This window comes from Chryseobacterium sp. 3008163, assembly GCF_003669035.1.
Lineage (GTDB): Bacteria > Bacteroidota > Bacteroidia > Flavobacteriales > Weeksellaceae > Chryseobacterium.
The window spans coordinates 3,509,019-3,524,808 of record NZ_CP033070.1; the positions used below are offsets into that span (position 1 = coordinate 3,509,019).

Consider the following 15,790-nt stretch of genomic DNA (forward strand, 5'->3'; position numbering starts at 1 on the left):
TATTATTAAAAATACCTTTTAAATTTTTTGTGTTTACAGGTTTTATTTTTTTATTGGTTTAAAATGTAAGCTTAAAACATTTATTTCAGGTAAGTTCTTAGTAAAAGTTCCATCCGGATTTGTATATGTAAAGTTCATCGATTTAGTTATTGTTTCAACAATAATTTCCTTAAGGCTATCTTTAGTGTTGATTATTTCAAAACTTCCTAATGCATAACATTTATTTTTGCCAATATCTTCTCCCATGATTCTCCCAATATTTTTAAACAGATTTCTCTTTCATCAAGATTAAAATATTCAAAACTATACTCCTTCATTCCACCTGAATTAATAGCGCCATAATTGTAGATTTTTAGATTCAAATCTTTGAATTTTTCAAATGAAATTCGTGTAATAGTATCTTTTGGTTGATCAAGTGAATGATCAAATCTGTTTATTAGAAGAGTGTCATCTTTCCAAGATTTTATATCCCCATTTATTTTATATCCTTTGTTCTCAGAGAAAGGTTTTCCTTTTTCAAGAACAATAGTTCCGCAGATATCATTGTTGAAAGCAAAAGTTCCAGATTGACAAAAACTATAAATTTCATATTTGCCATTTGGAGAAATCTGCATTTTAAATTTATAATAGTCATTTTCTTTTTTGATTTCGCTTAAAGACTTGTCATTACAACTAATCAAAAAAATATGGTAATTATTAAAGTAATATTTCTCATCATAAATTGGTTATAAATCAGTATTGACTAAACCTTCAAAACACCATAAATTTGCCTATTATCAACGTAAAAATACAATGAATAATCTGAACGAAAAAGAAAAAATGCTGGGCGGAGAAATTTATGATGCCACCGATGAACTTTTGATACAAGAAAGAAATCTTTGCAAAGATCTCTGTTTTGAGTACAATCACCTTCAACCTTCAAAAATTGAGGAAAGAAAAGCATTAATTAAAAAACTCTTCGGAAAAACGACAGAAAATTTCCATATCGAACAGCCTTTTTATTGCGACTACGGTTATAATATTGAGATTGGCGAGAATTTTTACACCAACGTGAATGTTGTCATTCTAGATTGTGCAAAAGTGACTTTCGGAGATAACGTTTTTATCGCTCCCAACTGCGGATTTTACACGGCTGGTCATCCTTTCGATGTCGAGCAACGCAATAAGGCTTTGGAATATGCTTACCCAATTACAGTAGGAAATAATGTCTGGATTGGCGCTGGCTGCAGCATTCTTCCCGGAGTTACGATTGGCGATAATACCGTTATCGGAGCGGGAAGTGTGGTCACAAAAGATATTCCTTCCAATGTTTTGGCTGTGGGAAATCCATGTAAAGTAATCAGAGAAATTTAGAATATTTAAATTTTTAAAATTCTCGCAGATTGCCCAGATTTAGTAGATAAAAAAATCTGCGCCATCAGCTTAATCTGCGAGAACAAAATCATTCAGAAATGAAAAAAATAATACTATCATCAATCATAGCATTGAATTTATTTCAAGGTTTAAAAGCGCAGTCTTTAGAAAAAATGACTTGGTTCAACGAACCTCAGCAATGGGAAATCAAAGACAAAAAACTCATCATGAACGTCACGCCGCAAAGTGATTACTGGCGAATTTCACATTACGGTTTTACAGTGGATGATGCCCCATTTTATTACTCAACTTACGGCGGAGAATTTGAAACCAAAGTGAAAATCACCGGAGATTATAAAGCCCGTTTCGACCAAATGGGATTAATGTTGAGAATTGACGAACAAAACTACATCAAGGCCGGAGTAGAATTTGTAGACGGAAAATTCAATCTAAGCACTGTCGTTACGCATAAAACCAGTGATTGGAGTGTCATCGTTCTCGAAAAAACACCTCCATTTGTCTGGATAAAAGCAGTGAGAAGGCTCGATGCTGTTGAGATTTTCTACTCATTCGACGATAAAGAATATGTGATGATGCGTAATGCATATTTGCAAGACAATACTCCCGTTCAAGTAGGATTTATGGCAGCAAGTCCTGATGGAAAAGGCTTCAAAGCAACTTTCGAAAACTTCTCTGTCAAACATCTTCCCGACCAGCGCCGTCTGGAATGGCTGAACAAGAATCAATAGATATAAAAAAACTCTCAGATTATTATATTCTGAGAGTTTTTATTTTTCAGGAGCCGAGAACCTGCTCTCCACTGTATCTTTTGCTCCACTTCGTTTCACAAAAGGATGCCGTTATGATCAGGGCTAATATTTTATACTATTTACAAAGCTTAGGGAATAACCTCAACTTTAGTCTTAATCTCAATCTTTTTAACCAATTAAATCTAAAAACTCTTGCTCGTCAAGAATCGTGATCGTCCCAATATCCTGCGCTTTCTTCAACTTGCTTCCGGCTTTTTCGCCAACGACCAGATAATTTAGATTTTTAGAAACTGCAGAAATATTTTTTCCACCGTGTTTTTCTACCATTTCTTCAGCAGATTCTCTGGTGAAAAGTGATAGTTTTCCTGTAAACAAAAATGTTTTTCCGTCTAAAGTGTTTGATAAAACTTCGTTGGTGTTTTCACCTTTCTCTAATTGAATGCCGTAAGATTTCAGCCTTTCTAGCATCAGAATATTTTCAGGATTATTAAAGAAATCAACGATGCTCACAGCGATTTTCATCCCGATATCTTCTACCTGACACAATTCTTCTGCGGTTGCTTTTTTCAAATCGTCAATCGTGTTGAAATTCTTAACCAATTTCTTGGCAACCGTTTCTCCAACGTGTTTGATGCCAATTCCGAATAAGACTTTCTCAAACGGAATTTCTTTCGATTTTTCGATTCCGTCAATAATATTCTGAGCCGATTTTTCAGCCATTCTTTCTAAAGGAAGAATCTGTTCTTTTGTCAACGTATAAAAGTCTGCAGGGTTTTCAATCAGTCTTTCTTTATAAAGCTGTTCGATGGTTTCACTTCCCAAATTATCAATATTCAAAGCTTTTCTCGAAACATAATGAATCATTCTACCGATAACCTGAGGCGGACAATGCAAATCGTTCGGGCAAAAATGAATCGCCTGATCTTCCAGTTTTATCAATTCAGTTCCGCATTCCGGACAGTTTTTGATGTATTCAACTTCTTTGCTTTCGGAAGTTCTTTTTTCTGTATTAATACCGACAATTTTAGGAATAATTTCCCCGCCTTTTTCTACATAAACATAATCGTGCTCGTGCAAACCGAGTTTTTTAATAATGTCTTCATTGTGAAGTGAAGCACGCTTTACTGTTGTTCCGGCTAATAAAACCGGTTTTAAATTGGCAACAGGTGTAATTGCTCCCGTTCTCCCAACCTGATAAGAAACACTTTGCAATTCGGTTTCTACTTTTTCGGCTTTAAATTTATATGCCATTGCCCAACGGGGAGACTTTGCCGTATAACCAAGTTGTCTTTGTTGTTTTAATGAATTTACCTTTAAGACAATTCCATCAATTTCGAAAGGGAGATTATGTCTTTCCGTATCCCAAAAGTTGATAAATTCTTTTATTTCTTCTAAATTTTTGCAGAGTTTAACCTGTTCAGAAATGGTAAAGCCCCAATCGTGTGTTTTGTGTAGCAATTCCCAATGGCTTTCTGCTGAAGTTTCCTGAGCAACAAACTGATATAAAACTGAAGATAATCTTCGTTTTCTCACTTCACCGCTGTCCTGCATCTTCAAACTTCCGCTTGCCGTATTTCTAGGATTCATAAACAAATCAAGACCTTCTTCCTCACGCTGTTTATTGATTTTATCAAAATTTTTTCTTGTCAGATAAATTTCACCACGCATAAAAAAACGTTCAGGAAAATCTCCCGTCAGTTTTACCGGAATATCTGAAATAGTTTTTACGTTGGATGTAATTTCATCGCCCTGAAAACCGTCGCCACGAGTGACAGCCTGAACTAATTTTCCGTTTTCATATAAAATAGAAATCGAGGCACCGTCATATTTTAATTCTGCAACAAATTCTACAGGTTCATCGATGGTTTTAATGATTCGTTTTTCCCAATCTGCCAGGTCATCAAAATCGTAAGAATTATCCAGAGAATACATTCTGAACTGATGCTGAATGGTCGGGAAAATCTTAGTTACACCGCCACCAACACGCACGGTTGGAGAATTGTCGTCGTGAAATTCCGGGTGTTTGACTTCCAAATCCTGAAGCTCTTTTAATAGTAAATCAAATTCAAGATCAGAAATGCTGGGCTCATCCGTCAGATAATAGTTTTCATTATGCTGATTGAGTTCTTTACGGAGCTGTTCTATCTTTTGTTGAATGTTTTCGGACATCGGGAAAATTATTTAGAGCAAAAATAACCAAAGTAATTTCAATTTAAAAAAATAAGATAATTAAATGATGTGGTATCATTAAAATCACTTAACACCATGTAAGTAGCTGATATTTCAATCAATAAAATTCTTCGTTTATGATACGTTAATATTTGGTTTCAATTTAATTAAAAAAATGTTAAAAGTGCTGTAAACAGAGAGCTTGCAAAGTCAATATACCTTTGCAATCAGTTAATTTGAAATAAATGAAAAAAGTAAAAATCGTTATAGGATTATTGTTTTTAGGATTTGGAACAATCGCTTATGCTCAAACCACGCAAGCCTCAATTGTAGGGAAAATCACCACTACCGGCGTGCAGGAAAAAGTGAAGGTGACCATTATCAATGAATCGACGGGTTTCAAAACTGAAACGGAGACCAACTCAAAAGGAGAATATATTTTTAAAGAAATTCCTTTGGGCGGGCCTTATACCGTAATAGTCAATGACGAAAAAAGGGAAGGTTACAATGTCAACTTCGGTGATCAGGTGACGGTTAACATGAGTTTAGGGAATTCCGGTGAAAAAGCAATTGAAGAAGTTGTTATCGTTGGGAATTTAAAAAACAAAATTGGAAACTTAGGTGCTGCCACGGCTATCACTGCGAAAAACATTGGAATCTTACCTGTGAACGGAAGAAATTTCAATAATCTTACCGAATTATCTCCTCTGAGTGGTAAAGGTGGAAACTTATCGGGTCAGTTAGGATCTTCAACCAACTTTACAATAGACGGGATGACGGCGAAAAACCCGACTTCTGCGGGTTCTACTACTAGCCGAAGTAATGCTCCCTATTCAATTTCAATTGAAGCTGTTCGTGAGTTTAAAATTACGACTAACCAATATGATGTCACATTAGGAAGAAGTGGTGGTGGAACTGTAAGCGCAGTTACAAAATCTGGGACAAATACATTTACGGGAAGCGCCTGGGAATATTTAAGAACAGGATGGCTATCGAGTAAATACGATATCAGAGGAAATGAACGAGTGAATGATTTCTCAACATCTCAGTTTGGGGTCTCTTTGGGTGGTCCGATCATCAAAAATAAACTGCACTTTTTTGCTGCCTGGGATCATCAGATAGAATCGAAACCATTACTGATTGCAGATGTGCAGAGCAATGCAGATGCACTGAGGCTTGGAGTAACCAACGAATCTTTAAATAAGGTTTTAGATATCGGAAGAGCAAAATATGGTGTCGGAAATACACCACAGTTTGGGGCTTTTGACAGAGTAAGAAACTCTGATGCTGGATTTTTGCGTTTAGATTGGCAAATCAATGAAAAAAACTTGCTGACCCTTAGAAATAATTTCACTTATGATTTTAATAAAAACGGACTGCAGGATAATACGGCAATTAATTTCTTTGAGTCGTACGCCAATGATAAAAACCTTGACAACAGCTTGTTACTGACACTAAGGTCAAATCTAAAGCCTAACTTAACAAACGAATTAAAAGTACAACATTTATACACTTTCCAAAATAGCTACCAAAATGATGAATTGGGAAGAACGGTTCCCAGAGCAATTGTAGAGCGTGTAGCTTCTTCTATTGACGGAACCAATCTGACGACCAACATTCAGATGGGTGGCCATCGTTTTGCACAGGAGGGTTTTAAAAATAATGTTTTTCAGATTGTAGACAATTTATACTACAACACAGACAAGATTAAATATACTTTCGGTGCAGATTTAATGTATACTAAATCTAAATCAGTGTACGGAAGCGAGGTCAACGGAAGATTTCAGTTTTTGGGAATAGATAATTTTAATAATCTCAAATCGTATAGATATTACAGAGAGGTACCCTTAGTAGAAGATCCTTCAGTAAAATCATCAATCTGGAATGTTGGTGTTTACGGACAGATGCAGACCAAAATTGCTACAGGTCTGGATTTAATGGCGGGGATAAGATTTGATTATGGCGGCTATCCAAAAGCTCAGTTTAATCAAAGATTATTTGATGAAATGGGAATCCGAACAGATAATAATATCAAGTCTTTTATTATTCAGCCAAGATTCCAGTTTGATTGGAATATTAATGAAGGGAATAAAGATTTCCTGAAATTTGGAGCAGGTGTATTCTCTTCGGATATCAACAATTATATGGTGATTAATAATTTGGTTTTTGACGGAAATCATTTGGCAACAGTAGATGTAGATCCTTCTGCTATTGGTCTTACGCCAGATTTTAACAGCTATAGAAATGATTACAGTACAGTTCCTACGCTATCTCAATACCAGCTTCCAACCATTAATTATACCGGTGAAGATGCGAAAGTTCCTATTGTTTACAAAGCAAACATCTCTTATACACACTTCTTTAACGAAAGATTCAGAGCAGGTGTTGCAGGATATATGGCTTTAGGAAGAAATAACTACTTCTATTATGACAGAAATATGGCTGCAAATCCTTTCTTTACTTTAAATAATGAAGGTGGAAGAGGAGTTTATGTTCCAATGGCATCAATTAATGCAAACGGAACAATGAATTGGAAAAACGGAAGAATCAATCAAAATTTTGGAAGAGTTTTAGAATTGGTAAGTGACGGAAAAGTAAACCAGTTCTCATTTGTAGTTGACACAAGCTACCGTTATTGGAAAGATGGAGAAATTACCGCAAGTTACACGTGGTCTGACATCAGAGACAACACATCTTACAACGGAAACGTAGCCAACTCTGCAACGCTTTCAACTTTAGTCCAAAGTGATCCCAGAGATTTAAGAATGTCTTATTCTGATAACCAATTCAGAAATAAAGTAGTATTGTATGGTAATTCACCTACAATCGCAGGATTTACCTTGGGATTGAGATATTCAGGGATTGGAGGAACACGTTTCTCGGTAACTTCAGGAGGAAACATCAATGGAGATTTTGTAGATACCAACGATTTGGCATATATTTTCCCATCGATTACACAAGCTTTAGTTGATGATCCTGAAGTAGGCAAAGCATTGAAAAACTATATTACAGATTACAACAATCAGGTTGCAGAAAGAAATGGCGGTAAAAATGGATTCTTTGGAATTTGGGATGTACGTATTGCTAAAAAAATCAAATTTGAAAAAATAGGAGGTTTTGAACTTTCTGTCGATATTTTCAACGTGGCCAATATGCTCAATAAAGAATGGGGCGTAAATAAATCTTACGGAAATACAGCATTGTACAGAATTACAGGGTTTGATCCTGTTACAAAGCAATTTCAATATGCTAAAAACACAAGTGGTTTAGAGCCTTTATCAGGTAATCCGTACCAGATTCAGTTAGGTGCAAAATATACTTTTTAATCAAAAATATTATTAAATATCAATATATTTAAAAGCTCGGAGATGATCTGTAATTAAGAAAATCTAAAAAGTCTTTAAGAGAAAGATAGTCAAAGAGCTTTTAATTTAATACATTATATCATGAAAAATTTTATCTTAGGGTTAGCAGTTTTAAGTACAGCAATGATGAGCGCACAAACCCAGATTATCGCACACAGAGGATATTGGCAGACCAATCCTCCTACAACAGAAAATTCAATTAAAGCATTAGAAAATGCACAGGATTTAAAGATTTACGGAGCCGAATTTGACGTGAGAATGACCAAAGACGGTGTTTTGGTTGTAAACCACGACGAGCATCACGATAAAATGGAAATTTCAGAAACAGATTTCAAAGAATTGAAAAAACTGAAATTATCAAATGGTGAGAATTTTCCTCTGTTAAAAGATTACTTAAAGGCTGGAAAAAAAGATAAATCTTTAAAGCTGATTGTTGAAATTAAGCCAGACAAAACAAAAGAAAAAGAAGATGAATTAACGGCAAAAACCATCAAGTTGGTAAAAGAGTTAAAACTTGAATCTCAAAGTGAGTTCATTTCTTTTAGTTTAAATATCTGCAAAGAGATTAAAAAATTAGAGCCAACATTCAAAGTTCAGTATTTGAAAGGCGAATTGTCTCCGCAGCAAATCAAAGACGAAGGTTTAGACGGAATTGATTATCACTACAGCATTTTCCAGAAAAATCCGACATGGATTGCTGATGCTAAAGCTTTAGGATTGATCACAAATGCCTGGACGGTAAACGATGTTGTTGTTTATGACGAATTAAAAAAGCAGGGAATCGGTTTTATTACAACCAATATTCCAGATCAGCTGAAGAATAAATAAGCTGTCATTTTTTACTTAGATTTATATATTATTCAACCTGTCTCAAAAGAGACAGGTTTTTTATTGTACAATACTCTGATTTGAAGATATATAGTGTGAAAAATTATTTTCTCAAGAAAAGACAATAAAGGTATGCGAAAATAATTCATTTTTTGTATTAAAAATAATTCATTCTTTTAAACAGCTGTCAGTTAGAAGTTTATGTATTTATGTTCATCATAAATTAATATGGCGTTTAAGAATTCTTTAAAATATGTTAAAACCCTATTAAAGTTATGCTCGTCATAGCTTTCTAATTTTGCGCAAACAAAAAAGTGTATGCGTAAAGAGACTCAAAAATTACTTCTGTTATCCGTATTAGGATTGGTGAGCGTCAATATGGCAGCTCAGCAACAGGTAAAGAAAGATACGATCAAGAATATCGATGAAGTTGTAGTGACCGCTCTGGGTATCAAAAGACAAGATAAATCCTTAGGTTATGTAGCTGAGAAAGTAAACTCGGAGGTTTTTGAAAATATTCAGAATAACAATTGGGCTCAAGGTCTTGAAGGCAGAGTTTCTGGTCTTAAAGTACAAACTGCTGGAGCGGGACCTCTTGGTTCTGCGAGAATAACACTTAGAGGAGAAAAAACCTTTGGTTTTGCTGGAAATTATGCCTTGATTGTTGTTGACGGCGTTCCTTTAAGTAATTCAACTACAGGTACCGGAACCGCAGCATATGGTGCAGGAACCGGGGGAGATTTGCCAGTCGATTTGGGTGATGGTTTGAACAGTATTAATCCGGATGATATTGAGTCGGTAACTGTACTAAAAGGTGCTTCTGCAGCGGCATTGTATGGATCGAGAGCTGCGAATGGAGCCTTGATGATTACCACAAAATCAGGAAAAGGTAAAAACAGTAAACTTACTGTTTCTTTTAATTCGACATTAAGCTATGACTCGGTTTTAAAATGGCCTGATTATCAGTATCAATACGGGCAGGGGACATTAGCGAAAAACACAGCAGGAGAGTTTTTCTATTCTTACGGAGCATCTGCAGACGGTGTAAGTACAGGAGGAACGAGTAGCGCATTTGGGCCAAAGTTTAACGGACAGTCTTATTTCCAATACGATCCTAATTTGCTTGGGCAAAGTGCAGAAAGACAATTATGGAGACCATATGAAGATAATATAAAAGGTTTTTGGGAAACGGGCGTGACGTCTTCTAATAATGTTTCAGTAGAAAGCAGTACAGAAAAAACAAGCTTTAGAGCATCATTAACTTACCTGGATAACAAATGGATGATGCCGAATACTGGTTTTAACCGTTTTAATGGGGCGATCTCATTAGATCATAAAGTAACAGATAAATTCAGAATTTCAACCAAATTCAACTACGCCAATACACAAAGTGATAATCTTCCTGCAACGGGATACAATAACCAGTCTATTTCTTATTTCATGATTTTCCAGAATCCGAATGTTGATTTGGCTTGGTATAAACCAATCTGGAAACCGGGTCAGGAAGAAATAGATCAGATTCATCCATTCAGTTCGTTTATTGATAACCCTTATTTGATTGCTTATAAAATGCTGAATGGTGTAGAAAAGAAATTAATCACCGGAAATATTTCTGCAACTTATGATTTCAACAAAAATTTCAGCTTGATGTTAAGATCAGGAATCGAAATGCTTGATGAAGAAAGAACGACAAAAAGACCTTATAGTTCAGCTAATTATCTGAAAGGTTTCTACAGAGAGCAATATATTAAAAATAATGAGTTCAATAATGATTTGTTATTTACATTCAAAAAGATTACGGCAAATTTAATGTGAGCGCAAATGCAGGAGCAAGTATTCGTTACAATCAATATGTAATGACAGACTTCCGTGCTGAAGGCTTAAAGGTTGCAGGTGACTATAGTCTTAATAATGCCATAGCGCTTATTACAAAAGTTCCTAAACCTAATGATCAACAAATGAACAGTGTGTATGGGTTAGTAAGTGCTAATTATGATAATTTGATATTTTTAGATGTTACTGCAAGAAATGACTGGAGCAGTACATTAAATAAAGATAATCGATCATTTTTTTATCCTTCAGTAAGTTCAAGTTTTATTCTTTCAGATATATTTAAATTATCAAGCTCGAATTTTAATTATTGGAAACTAAGAGCTTCTTGGGCTCAGGTAGGTCTTGGCGGGTCAGCTTATCAAATCGATAAATATTATACGCCAAGTGATTTTGTAGGATCTGTTTTAACTCCAAGTACATATGTAACCCCAAACATAAGACCTCAGGAAAATAGCAATATTGAAGCAGGAATGGATCTTTCCATTCTAAAAAATAGATTAAGCTACAATTTCACATTGTATCAAAATACCACAGTTGACGAAATTCTTGGAGTTTCCACTCCTGTAGAATCGGGGTATACAACTCGTATTATCAATGCAGGGGAAATAAGAAACAGAGGTGTTGAAATGAGCTTAAATGCAATTCCGGTAAAATCTAAAAACTTTAGCTGGAATGTTTCTGCAAACTGGTCTATGAATAGAAATAAAGTAATGTCACTTCCTGAAGAATACACAGGTGATAATTATTATACAATCTCTACAGTAGCCGGAGTTTTATATTACAACGCAGTTGTAGGCGGTTCTTTGGGAGATCTTTATGGTTTTAAATTAGTAAGAAATGCTGATGGACAAGTCGTTTATGATCCTACAACAGGACTTCCTTCAAGACCTGATCGAGTAGAAAAAGTAGGAAATGCATTCCCGAAATGGAGAGCCGGTCTTCAAAATGATTTCAAAATTAAAAACTGGCAGATTAGTTTCTCATTTGATGGTCAGTATGGTGGAATGGCTTATTCACAAACCCATCACAAAATGTCTGAGCAAGGTAAACTTGAGAATACTTTAATGGGAAGAGATAATCCAAGTGGAACGATTGTAGGACAAGGTGTTGTTTTAAATTCTGACGGAACTTACAGCCCAAATACAAAAGCAGTTGGTTTAGCAGCATATTACGGTGATTACTACAGAAGAGCCAATATTGAAACCAATACTTTTGATACTTCTTTCATTAAATTGAGAGATGCAAGAATCGCCTATTCATTTTCAAAAGATGTGATAGCACCACTAAAACTTACTGAGCTTACTTTGGCAGTTTTTGGTAAAAACCTTTGGATGTGGACGAAATTTCCAATGTTTGATCCTGAAGTTGCTGCTCTTAATGACTCTACAATTACTCCAGGTGCTGAAATTGGTCAGCTTCCAACGGCAAGAACTGTCGGTTTTCAAGTTAATTTAAAATTCTAAGATCAACCTCATGAAAAAAATATTTTTATCTACCGCAATTGCTCTTTCAGTTTTTAGTATAAATTCTTGTGAAAGAAGCTTTGAAGAGATCAATACAGATACAAGCAAAATAAAACAGCCTTCTGTAGGAAGTTTTCTGGTTCCGATTCAGTACGAAATGGGATCTTACGGATATAACAGAGCTGATGATTTTACGTTCGATATCATGCAGGTTGCTCTGGATTTTCCTAATGAAGGAAACACAGTAAGCCGTTATTATTTAACGGAAAGTACCGGAAACGGATATTGGAATACAAGCTACAAATGGCTGAAACAGGTAAGAGAACTGAATGAAGCTGCAAAAAAAGAGCAAAACAATAATTATCTCGCAATTTCTAAAGTTCTGAATGCATGGATTATGGCAAATCTTACCGATGCATTTGGCGATGTTCCGATGACGGAAGCTTTACGTCTTGAAGAGAATATTATGAAGCCAAAATATGATAAACAGAAAGACATCTATTTATTCCTTTTGGATGATCTGAAAGCAGCAAATACTCTTTTTGATACTACAAAAACATTGAGTGAAGGTGATCTTTTCTTTCAGGCAAATGCAAGTACAGCAGGAATTATAAAATGGAAAAAATTCTGTAATTCTCTTTCGTTAAGACTTTTAACAAGGGTTTTAAACAAGAATGGCGAAGTAAATGTACATGCAAGAATCAATGAGATTGTAAGTAATCCTACAGTTTATCCGATCTTTCAAAGTAATGCAGATGGTGCTACTTTAGATATTTCAGGGGTTGCTCCTTTGATGCCACCGATTGCAAGACCTCAGGATTTTACAGCATATAGAGCTTCAGGAGGATTTTTCACTCAGACTTTGGTAGACAACAATGACCCAAGACTAAGTATGTTTTTTACTCAGGCTAAAAGTCTTCCGCCTGCAAATGCAAATATTGGTTATAAAGGTGTTCCGTCCGGATATGCATTGGGATCTACATTCGCTTATCAGCCTTCAAACCTGAATCAAAATTTAGCAAAAGCTCCGCTGAAAATTTTGGTAATGCCTTATGCAGAGCTTCAGTTTATTCTTTCTGAATTAGCTCTTAAAGGAATTATTCCGGGGAGTGCGCAAACATTCTACGAAAGTGGAGTGAAGGCAACTCTTGAACAATGGGGAGCAACCATGCCTGCAAACTATTTTGCCAATCCGAAAGTAGCTTACAACGGAACTTTAGAAAGAATCATGCTTCAAAAATATGTGGGATTATTCTTTGTAGATCATCAACAGTGGTATGAGCAGAGAAGAACAGGATTTCCTGTGTTGCCAAACAACGGAGGTTTGATGAATAATGCAAAAATGCCTCAGAGAATGCCTTATCCAACAGTTACAAAAGTTCAGAATTATGACAATTATGTAACGGCTTCTCAAAATATGGGTGGTGACAATATCAATACAAAAATGTGGTGGAATCAATAATCCCCAATTAATCAATAATCAAAATTATAATGAATATAAAATTCTTATTGCCATCATTACTGGTTTCAGCGATGGCATTTTCCCAAACTTCAGTTTCAGGATATGTCTTTGAAGATCTTAATAAAAATCAGAAGAAAGAAAATCGTGAAAAAGGAATTGAAAACGTAGCCGTATCCAACGGAGCTCAGGTGGTTTTAACCGATAAAAGCGGAAAATACAGCTTGCCAATTTCAGAAGGACAGACGATTTTTGTGATTAAACCTTCAGGATACATGATGGGTTTAAATCAAAATAATTTACCGCAATATTATTATCAGTACAAACCGAAAGGTTCGCCTTCAGATTTTAAGTACAAAGGAACAGCACCCACGGGAACACTTCCGAAAGAATTAAATTTTGGGTTGAATAAACAAAACGAGAGCAAAAATTTTGATATTTTGGTTTTCGGAGATCCTCAGCCTTACACAGAAAAGCAATTGGATTATTTCAAAAGAGCCATCGTGAATGAAGTTAAAGGGAACAAGAAAAATGCGGTTTTCGGAATCAGTCTGGGAGATTTGGTAGGGGATGATTTGAGTTTGCAGAAACCTTATGCCGATGTGATGAAGGAAATCGGTTTGCCTTGGTACAACGTAATGGGAAATCACGATATGAATTATGATGCGAAAGAAGATCAGCTTTCAGACGAAACTTTCGAAGCCACTTTTGGTCCTGCAAACTATTCTTTCAATTATGGAAATGTACATTTCATCGTGCTTGATGATATTTTGTATCCGGATCCAAGAGATGGAAAAGGATATTGGGGAGGTTTCAGAGAAGACCAAATGCAGTTTATTCAGAATGATCTAAAACTGGTTGATAAAAACAAGTTAATCGTTATGTCTTTCCACATTCCTTTGGAACATAACAACGAAGATAATTTCAGAAATTCAGACCGTCAGAAATTGTTTGATGCGCTTGCTCCGTTTCCGAATGCATTGATGTTATCGGCTCACACGCACATTCAGCAACAGATTTTTTACGGAAAAGCTCAGGGCTGGAACGGTACAAAAGATCTTCATGAATACAACGTTGGTACAACTTGTGGAGATTGGTGGTCAGGAACTTCAGATGAAATCGGTTTGCCGACTTCTACGATGAGAGACGGTACGGCAAAAGGATATTCTTTTATCAGCTTTGAAGATAACCAGTATAAAGTGAAGTACAAAACGGCAGGAAAACCTGAAGATTATCAAATTCAGTTGTATGTTCCGAAAGTGATTCCTTATCCTTCAAAAACTTCGGCTAAAGTTCTGGCGAATTTCTTTATGGGAAGCAAAAAAGACAAAGTACAGTACAGAATTGATGGCGGAAAATGGGAAGAAATGGAATACAGCGAAACCATCGACCCGAATTTTGCACAAGCTGTTTTCAAATGGGATTCTACAGACAATCTGTTTCCGGGAAGAAGACCCTCAAATCCTGAACAGTCAAAACACATATGGACAGGCGGATTTGGAAACAAATTAACCCTTGGAAAACATAAAGTTGAGGTAAAAGCTCAGGACATGTTCGGAAACGAGTTCTCTGCATCAGAAGAATTTGAGGTTCAAAACTCAGTTCTTATTCCTTAGATTAATTTTTACTTTTTATATATTACTTTCAGAAACCAGCTTATTAGTGAGCTGGTTTTGTTTTGATATAGAATTTCCTAATGACGTATTTTTATTAAATCAAAAACATAAACGCTTGTTTAAAAAAATGGTTTCGTAAATTTGCACCATTAAAATTTAAATAATGAATCTAAACGGAAAAAACGCCATCGTGACCGGTGGTGGTAGAGGTCTCGGAAAGGCTGTGGCTTTAATCCTTGCCAGCGAAGGAGTGAATGTAGGAATCACCGGAAGAAACGAAGAAAATCTTAAAATGACTGTCGACGAAATCCAGAAATTGGGTGTAAAAGCAGCGTACGCAGTTTTCAGCATAGATAATGAAATTCATGTAAAAGCAGGAATAGAATCAATTGTAGAACAATTGGGCGGTGTAGATATTCTCATCAACAACGCAGGAATCGGCGACTTTGGTAGCATTGAAGACATGTCTTCTGAAGTTTGGGAGCAGGTGATCAAAACCAATCTTTTCGGAGTGTATTACGCTGCGAAAGCTGTTTATCCTTTCCTTAAAGAAAGAGGTGAGGGTGATATTATCAATGTTGCATCAACAGCAGGTTTGAAAGGCGGACCTAATATGTCAGCTTACGCAGCTTCAAAGGCTGCAGTGGTTTCTTTGTCTCAATCAATGATGGCGGAATGGAGAAAACAAAACATCAGAGTTGTCACTTTAACTCCTAGTACAATTGCTTCAGATATGTCAATTGAGGGCGGATTAACAGACGGAAATCCTGATAAAGTTCTTCAACCTGAAGATTTTGCAGAATGGGTAAGAGATATTTTGAAAATGAACAGACGTGCGTTGATTGCAAACGGATCTATTTTTTCTACAAACCCATAAAGAAATTCCCTTCTCTGAAGGGGTGGATTTTTGTGAAACAAAAAGACGGGGTAGTTA

At 35.7% G+C, this 15,790-nt stretch carries 12 protein-coding genes; 9 read left to right on the forward strand and 3 right to left on the reverse strand.

All coding sequences use genetic code 11. From position 1 onward, the window contains the following. Positions 1-42: 42 nt before the first annotated feature. Both EAG08_RS16170 and EAG08_RS16175 read right to left on the reverse strand, forming a co-directional pair. The gene (locus EAG08_RS16170; RefSeq protein ID WP_129536334.1) at positions 43-246 is read right to left on the reverse strand and encodes a hypothetical protein; all 204 of its coding nucleotides are present in this window, start codon (positions 244-246) and stop codon (positions 43-45) included. After that, positions 207-614 (reverse strand): hypothetical protein, encoded by a 408-nt coding sequence (locus EAG08_RS16175; protein WP_129536335.1) that lies wholly within the window; start codon positions 612-614, stop codon positions 207-209. Before EAG08_RS16175 ends, EAG08_RS16170 begins: the two co-directional genes overlap by 40 nt. Before the next feature lie 178 nt (positions 615-792). On the opposite strand from EAG08_RS16175, the gene EAG08_RS16180 reads away from it, so the two are divergent. Beyond that, positions 793-1,353 (forward strand): sugar O-acetyltransferase, encoded by a 561-nt coding sequence (locus EAG08_RS16180; protein WP_129536336.1) that lies wholly within the window; start codon positions 793-795, stop codon positions 1,351-1,353. 98 nt (positions 1,354-1,451) lie between these two features. Next, positions 1,452-2,102, forward strand: coding sequence for a DUF1349 domain-containing protein (locus EAG08_RS16185; protein ID WP_129536337.1), 651 nt, complete (start codon positions 1,452-1,454; stop codon positions 2,100-2,102). A 189-nt stretch (positions 2,103-2,291) separates the two neighbouring features. On the opposite strand, the gene ligA is transcribed toward EAG08_RS16185, so the two are convergent. After that, positions 2,292-4,292: an NAD-dependent DNA ligase LigA gene (ligA, locus tag EAG08_RS16190; protein WP_129536338.1), complete on the reverse strand. Its 2,001-nt coding sequence runs from the start codon at positions 4,290-4,292 to the stop codon at positions 2,292-2,294. Positions 4,293-4,537: 245 nt separating this feature from the next. On the opposite strand from ligA, the gene EAG08_RS16195 reads away from it, so the two are divergent. From EAG08_RS16195 to EAG08_RS16220, 7 genes are all read left to right on the forward strand, one after another. After that, positions 4,538-7,618 carry a TonB-dependent receptor gene (locus EAG08_RS16195; protein WP_129536339.1) on the forward strand — a complete coding sequence of 1,027 codons (3,081 nt, stop codon included), beginning with the start codon at positions 4,538-4,540 and terminating at the stop codon, positions 7,616-7,618. 120 nt (positions 7,619-7,738) lie between these two features. Then, positions 7,739-8,485 (forward strand): glycerophosphodiester phosphodiesterase family protein, encoded by a 747-nt coding sequence (locus EAG08_RS16200; protein ID WP_129536340.1) that lies wholly within the window; start codon positions 7,739-7,741, stop codon positions 8,483-8,485. 318 nt (positions 8,486-8,803) lie between these two features. After that, complete coding sequence (locus tag EAG08_RS22265) at positions 8,804-10,300, forward strand: TonB-dependent receptor plug domain-containing protein (RefSeq protein ID WP_228446602.1); 1,497 nt, start codon at positions 8,804-8,806, stop codon at positions 10,298-10,300. Then, positions 10,297-11,781: a TonB-dependent receptor gene (locus EAG08_RS22270; RefSeq protein WP_228446603.1), complete on the forward strand. Its 1,485-nt coding sequence runs from the start codon at positions 10,297-10,299 to the stop codon at positions 11,779-11,781. Before EAG08_RS22265 ends, EAG08_RS22270 begins: the two co-directional genes overlap by 4 nt. Positions 11,782-11,791: 10 nt before the next feature. Further along, positions 11,792-13,243, forward strand: a complete 1,452-nt coding sequence (locus tag EAG08_RS16210; protein WP_129536341.1) for a SusD/RagB family nutrient-binding outer membrane lipoprotein — start codon at positions 11,792-11,794, stop codon at positions 13,241-13,243. A gap of 29 nt (positions 13,244-13,272) precedes the next feature. Then, positions 13,273-14,856 carry a calcineurin-like phosphoesterase C-terminal domain-containing protein gene (locus EAG08_RS16215; RefSeq protein ID WP_129536342.1) on the forward strand — a complete coding sequence of 528 codons (1,584 nt, stop codon included), beginning with the start codon at positions 13,273-13,275 and terminating at the stop codon, positions 14,854-14,856. A 163-nt stretch (positions 14,857-15,019) separates the two neighbouring features. Next, entirely contained in the window at positions 15,020-15,733 is a 714-nt protein-coding gene (locus EAG08_RS16220) for a 3-ketoacyl-ACP reductase (RefSeq protein WP_129536343.1), read from the forward strand. The last annotated feature ends 57 nt before the right edge of the window (positions 15,734-15,790 follow it).

Bases quoted from the DNA above. Each gene is read 5' to 3' on its own strand.
- EAG08_RS16220 (WP_129536343.1), top strand. From the start codon at position 15,020: ATGAATCTAAACGGAAAAAACGCCATCGTGACCGGTGGTGGTAGAGGT.
- EAG08_RS16210 (WP_129536341.1), top strand. From the start codon at position 11,792: ATGAAAAAAATATTTTTATCTACCGCAATTGCTCTTTCAGTTTTTAGT.
- EAG08_RS16200 (WP_129536340.1), top strand. From the start codon at position 7,739: ATGAAAAATTTTATCTTAGGGTTAGCAGTTTTAAGTACAGCAATGATG.
- EAG08_RS16170 (WP_129536334.1), bottom strand. From the start codon at position 246: ATGGGAGAAGATATTGGCAAAAATAAATGTTATGCATTAGGAAGTTTT.
- EAG08_RS16195 (WP_129536339.1), top strand. From the start codon at position 4,538: ATGAAAAAAGTAAAAATCGTTATAGGATTATTGTTTTTAGGATTTGGA.
- ligA (WP_129536338.1), bottom strand. From the start codon at position 4,292: ATGTCCGAAAACATTCAACAAAAGATAGAACAGCTCCGTAAAGAACTC.
- EAG08_RS16180 (WP_129536336.1), top strand. From the start codon at position 793: ATGAATAATCTGAACGAAAAAGAAAAAATGCTGGGCGGAGAAATTTAT.
- EAG08_RS22265 (WP_228446602.1), top strand. From the start codon at position 8,804: ATGCGTAAAGAGACTCAAAAATTACTTCTGTTATCCGTATTAGGATTG.
- EAG08_RS16185 (WP_129536337.1), top strand. From the start codon at position 1,452: ATGAAAAAAATAATACTATCATCAATCATAGCATTGAATTTATTTCAA.
- EAG08_RS16175 (WP_129536335.1), bottom strand. From the start codon at position 614: ATGCAGATTTCTCCAAATGGCAAATATGAAATTTATAGTTTTTGTCAA.
- EAG08_RS16215 (WP_129536342.1), top strand. From the start codon at position 13,273: ATGAATATAAAATTCTTATTGCCATCATTACTGGTTTCAGCGATGGCA.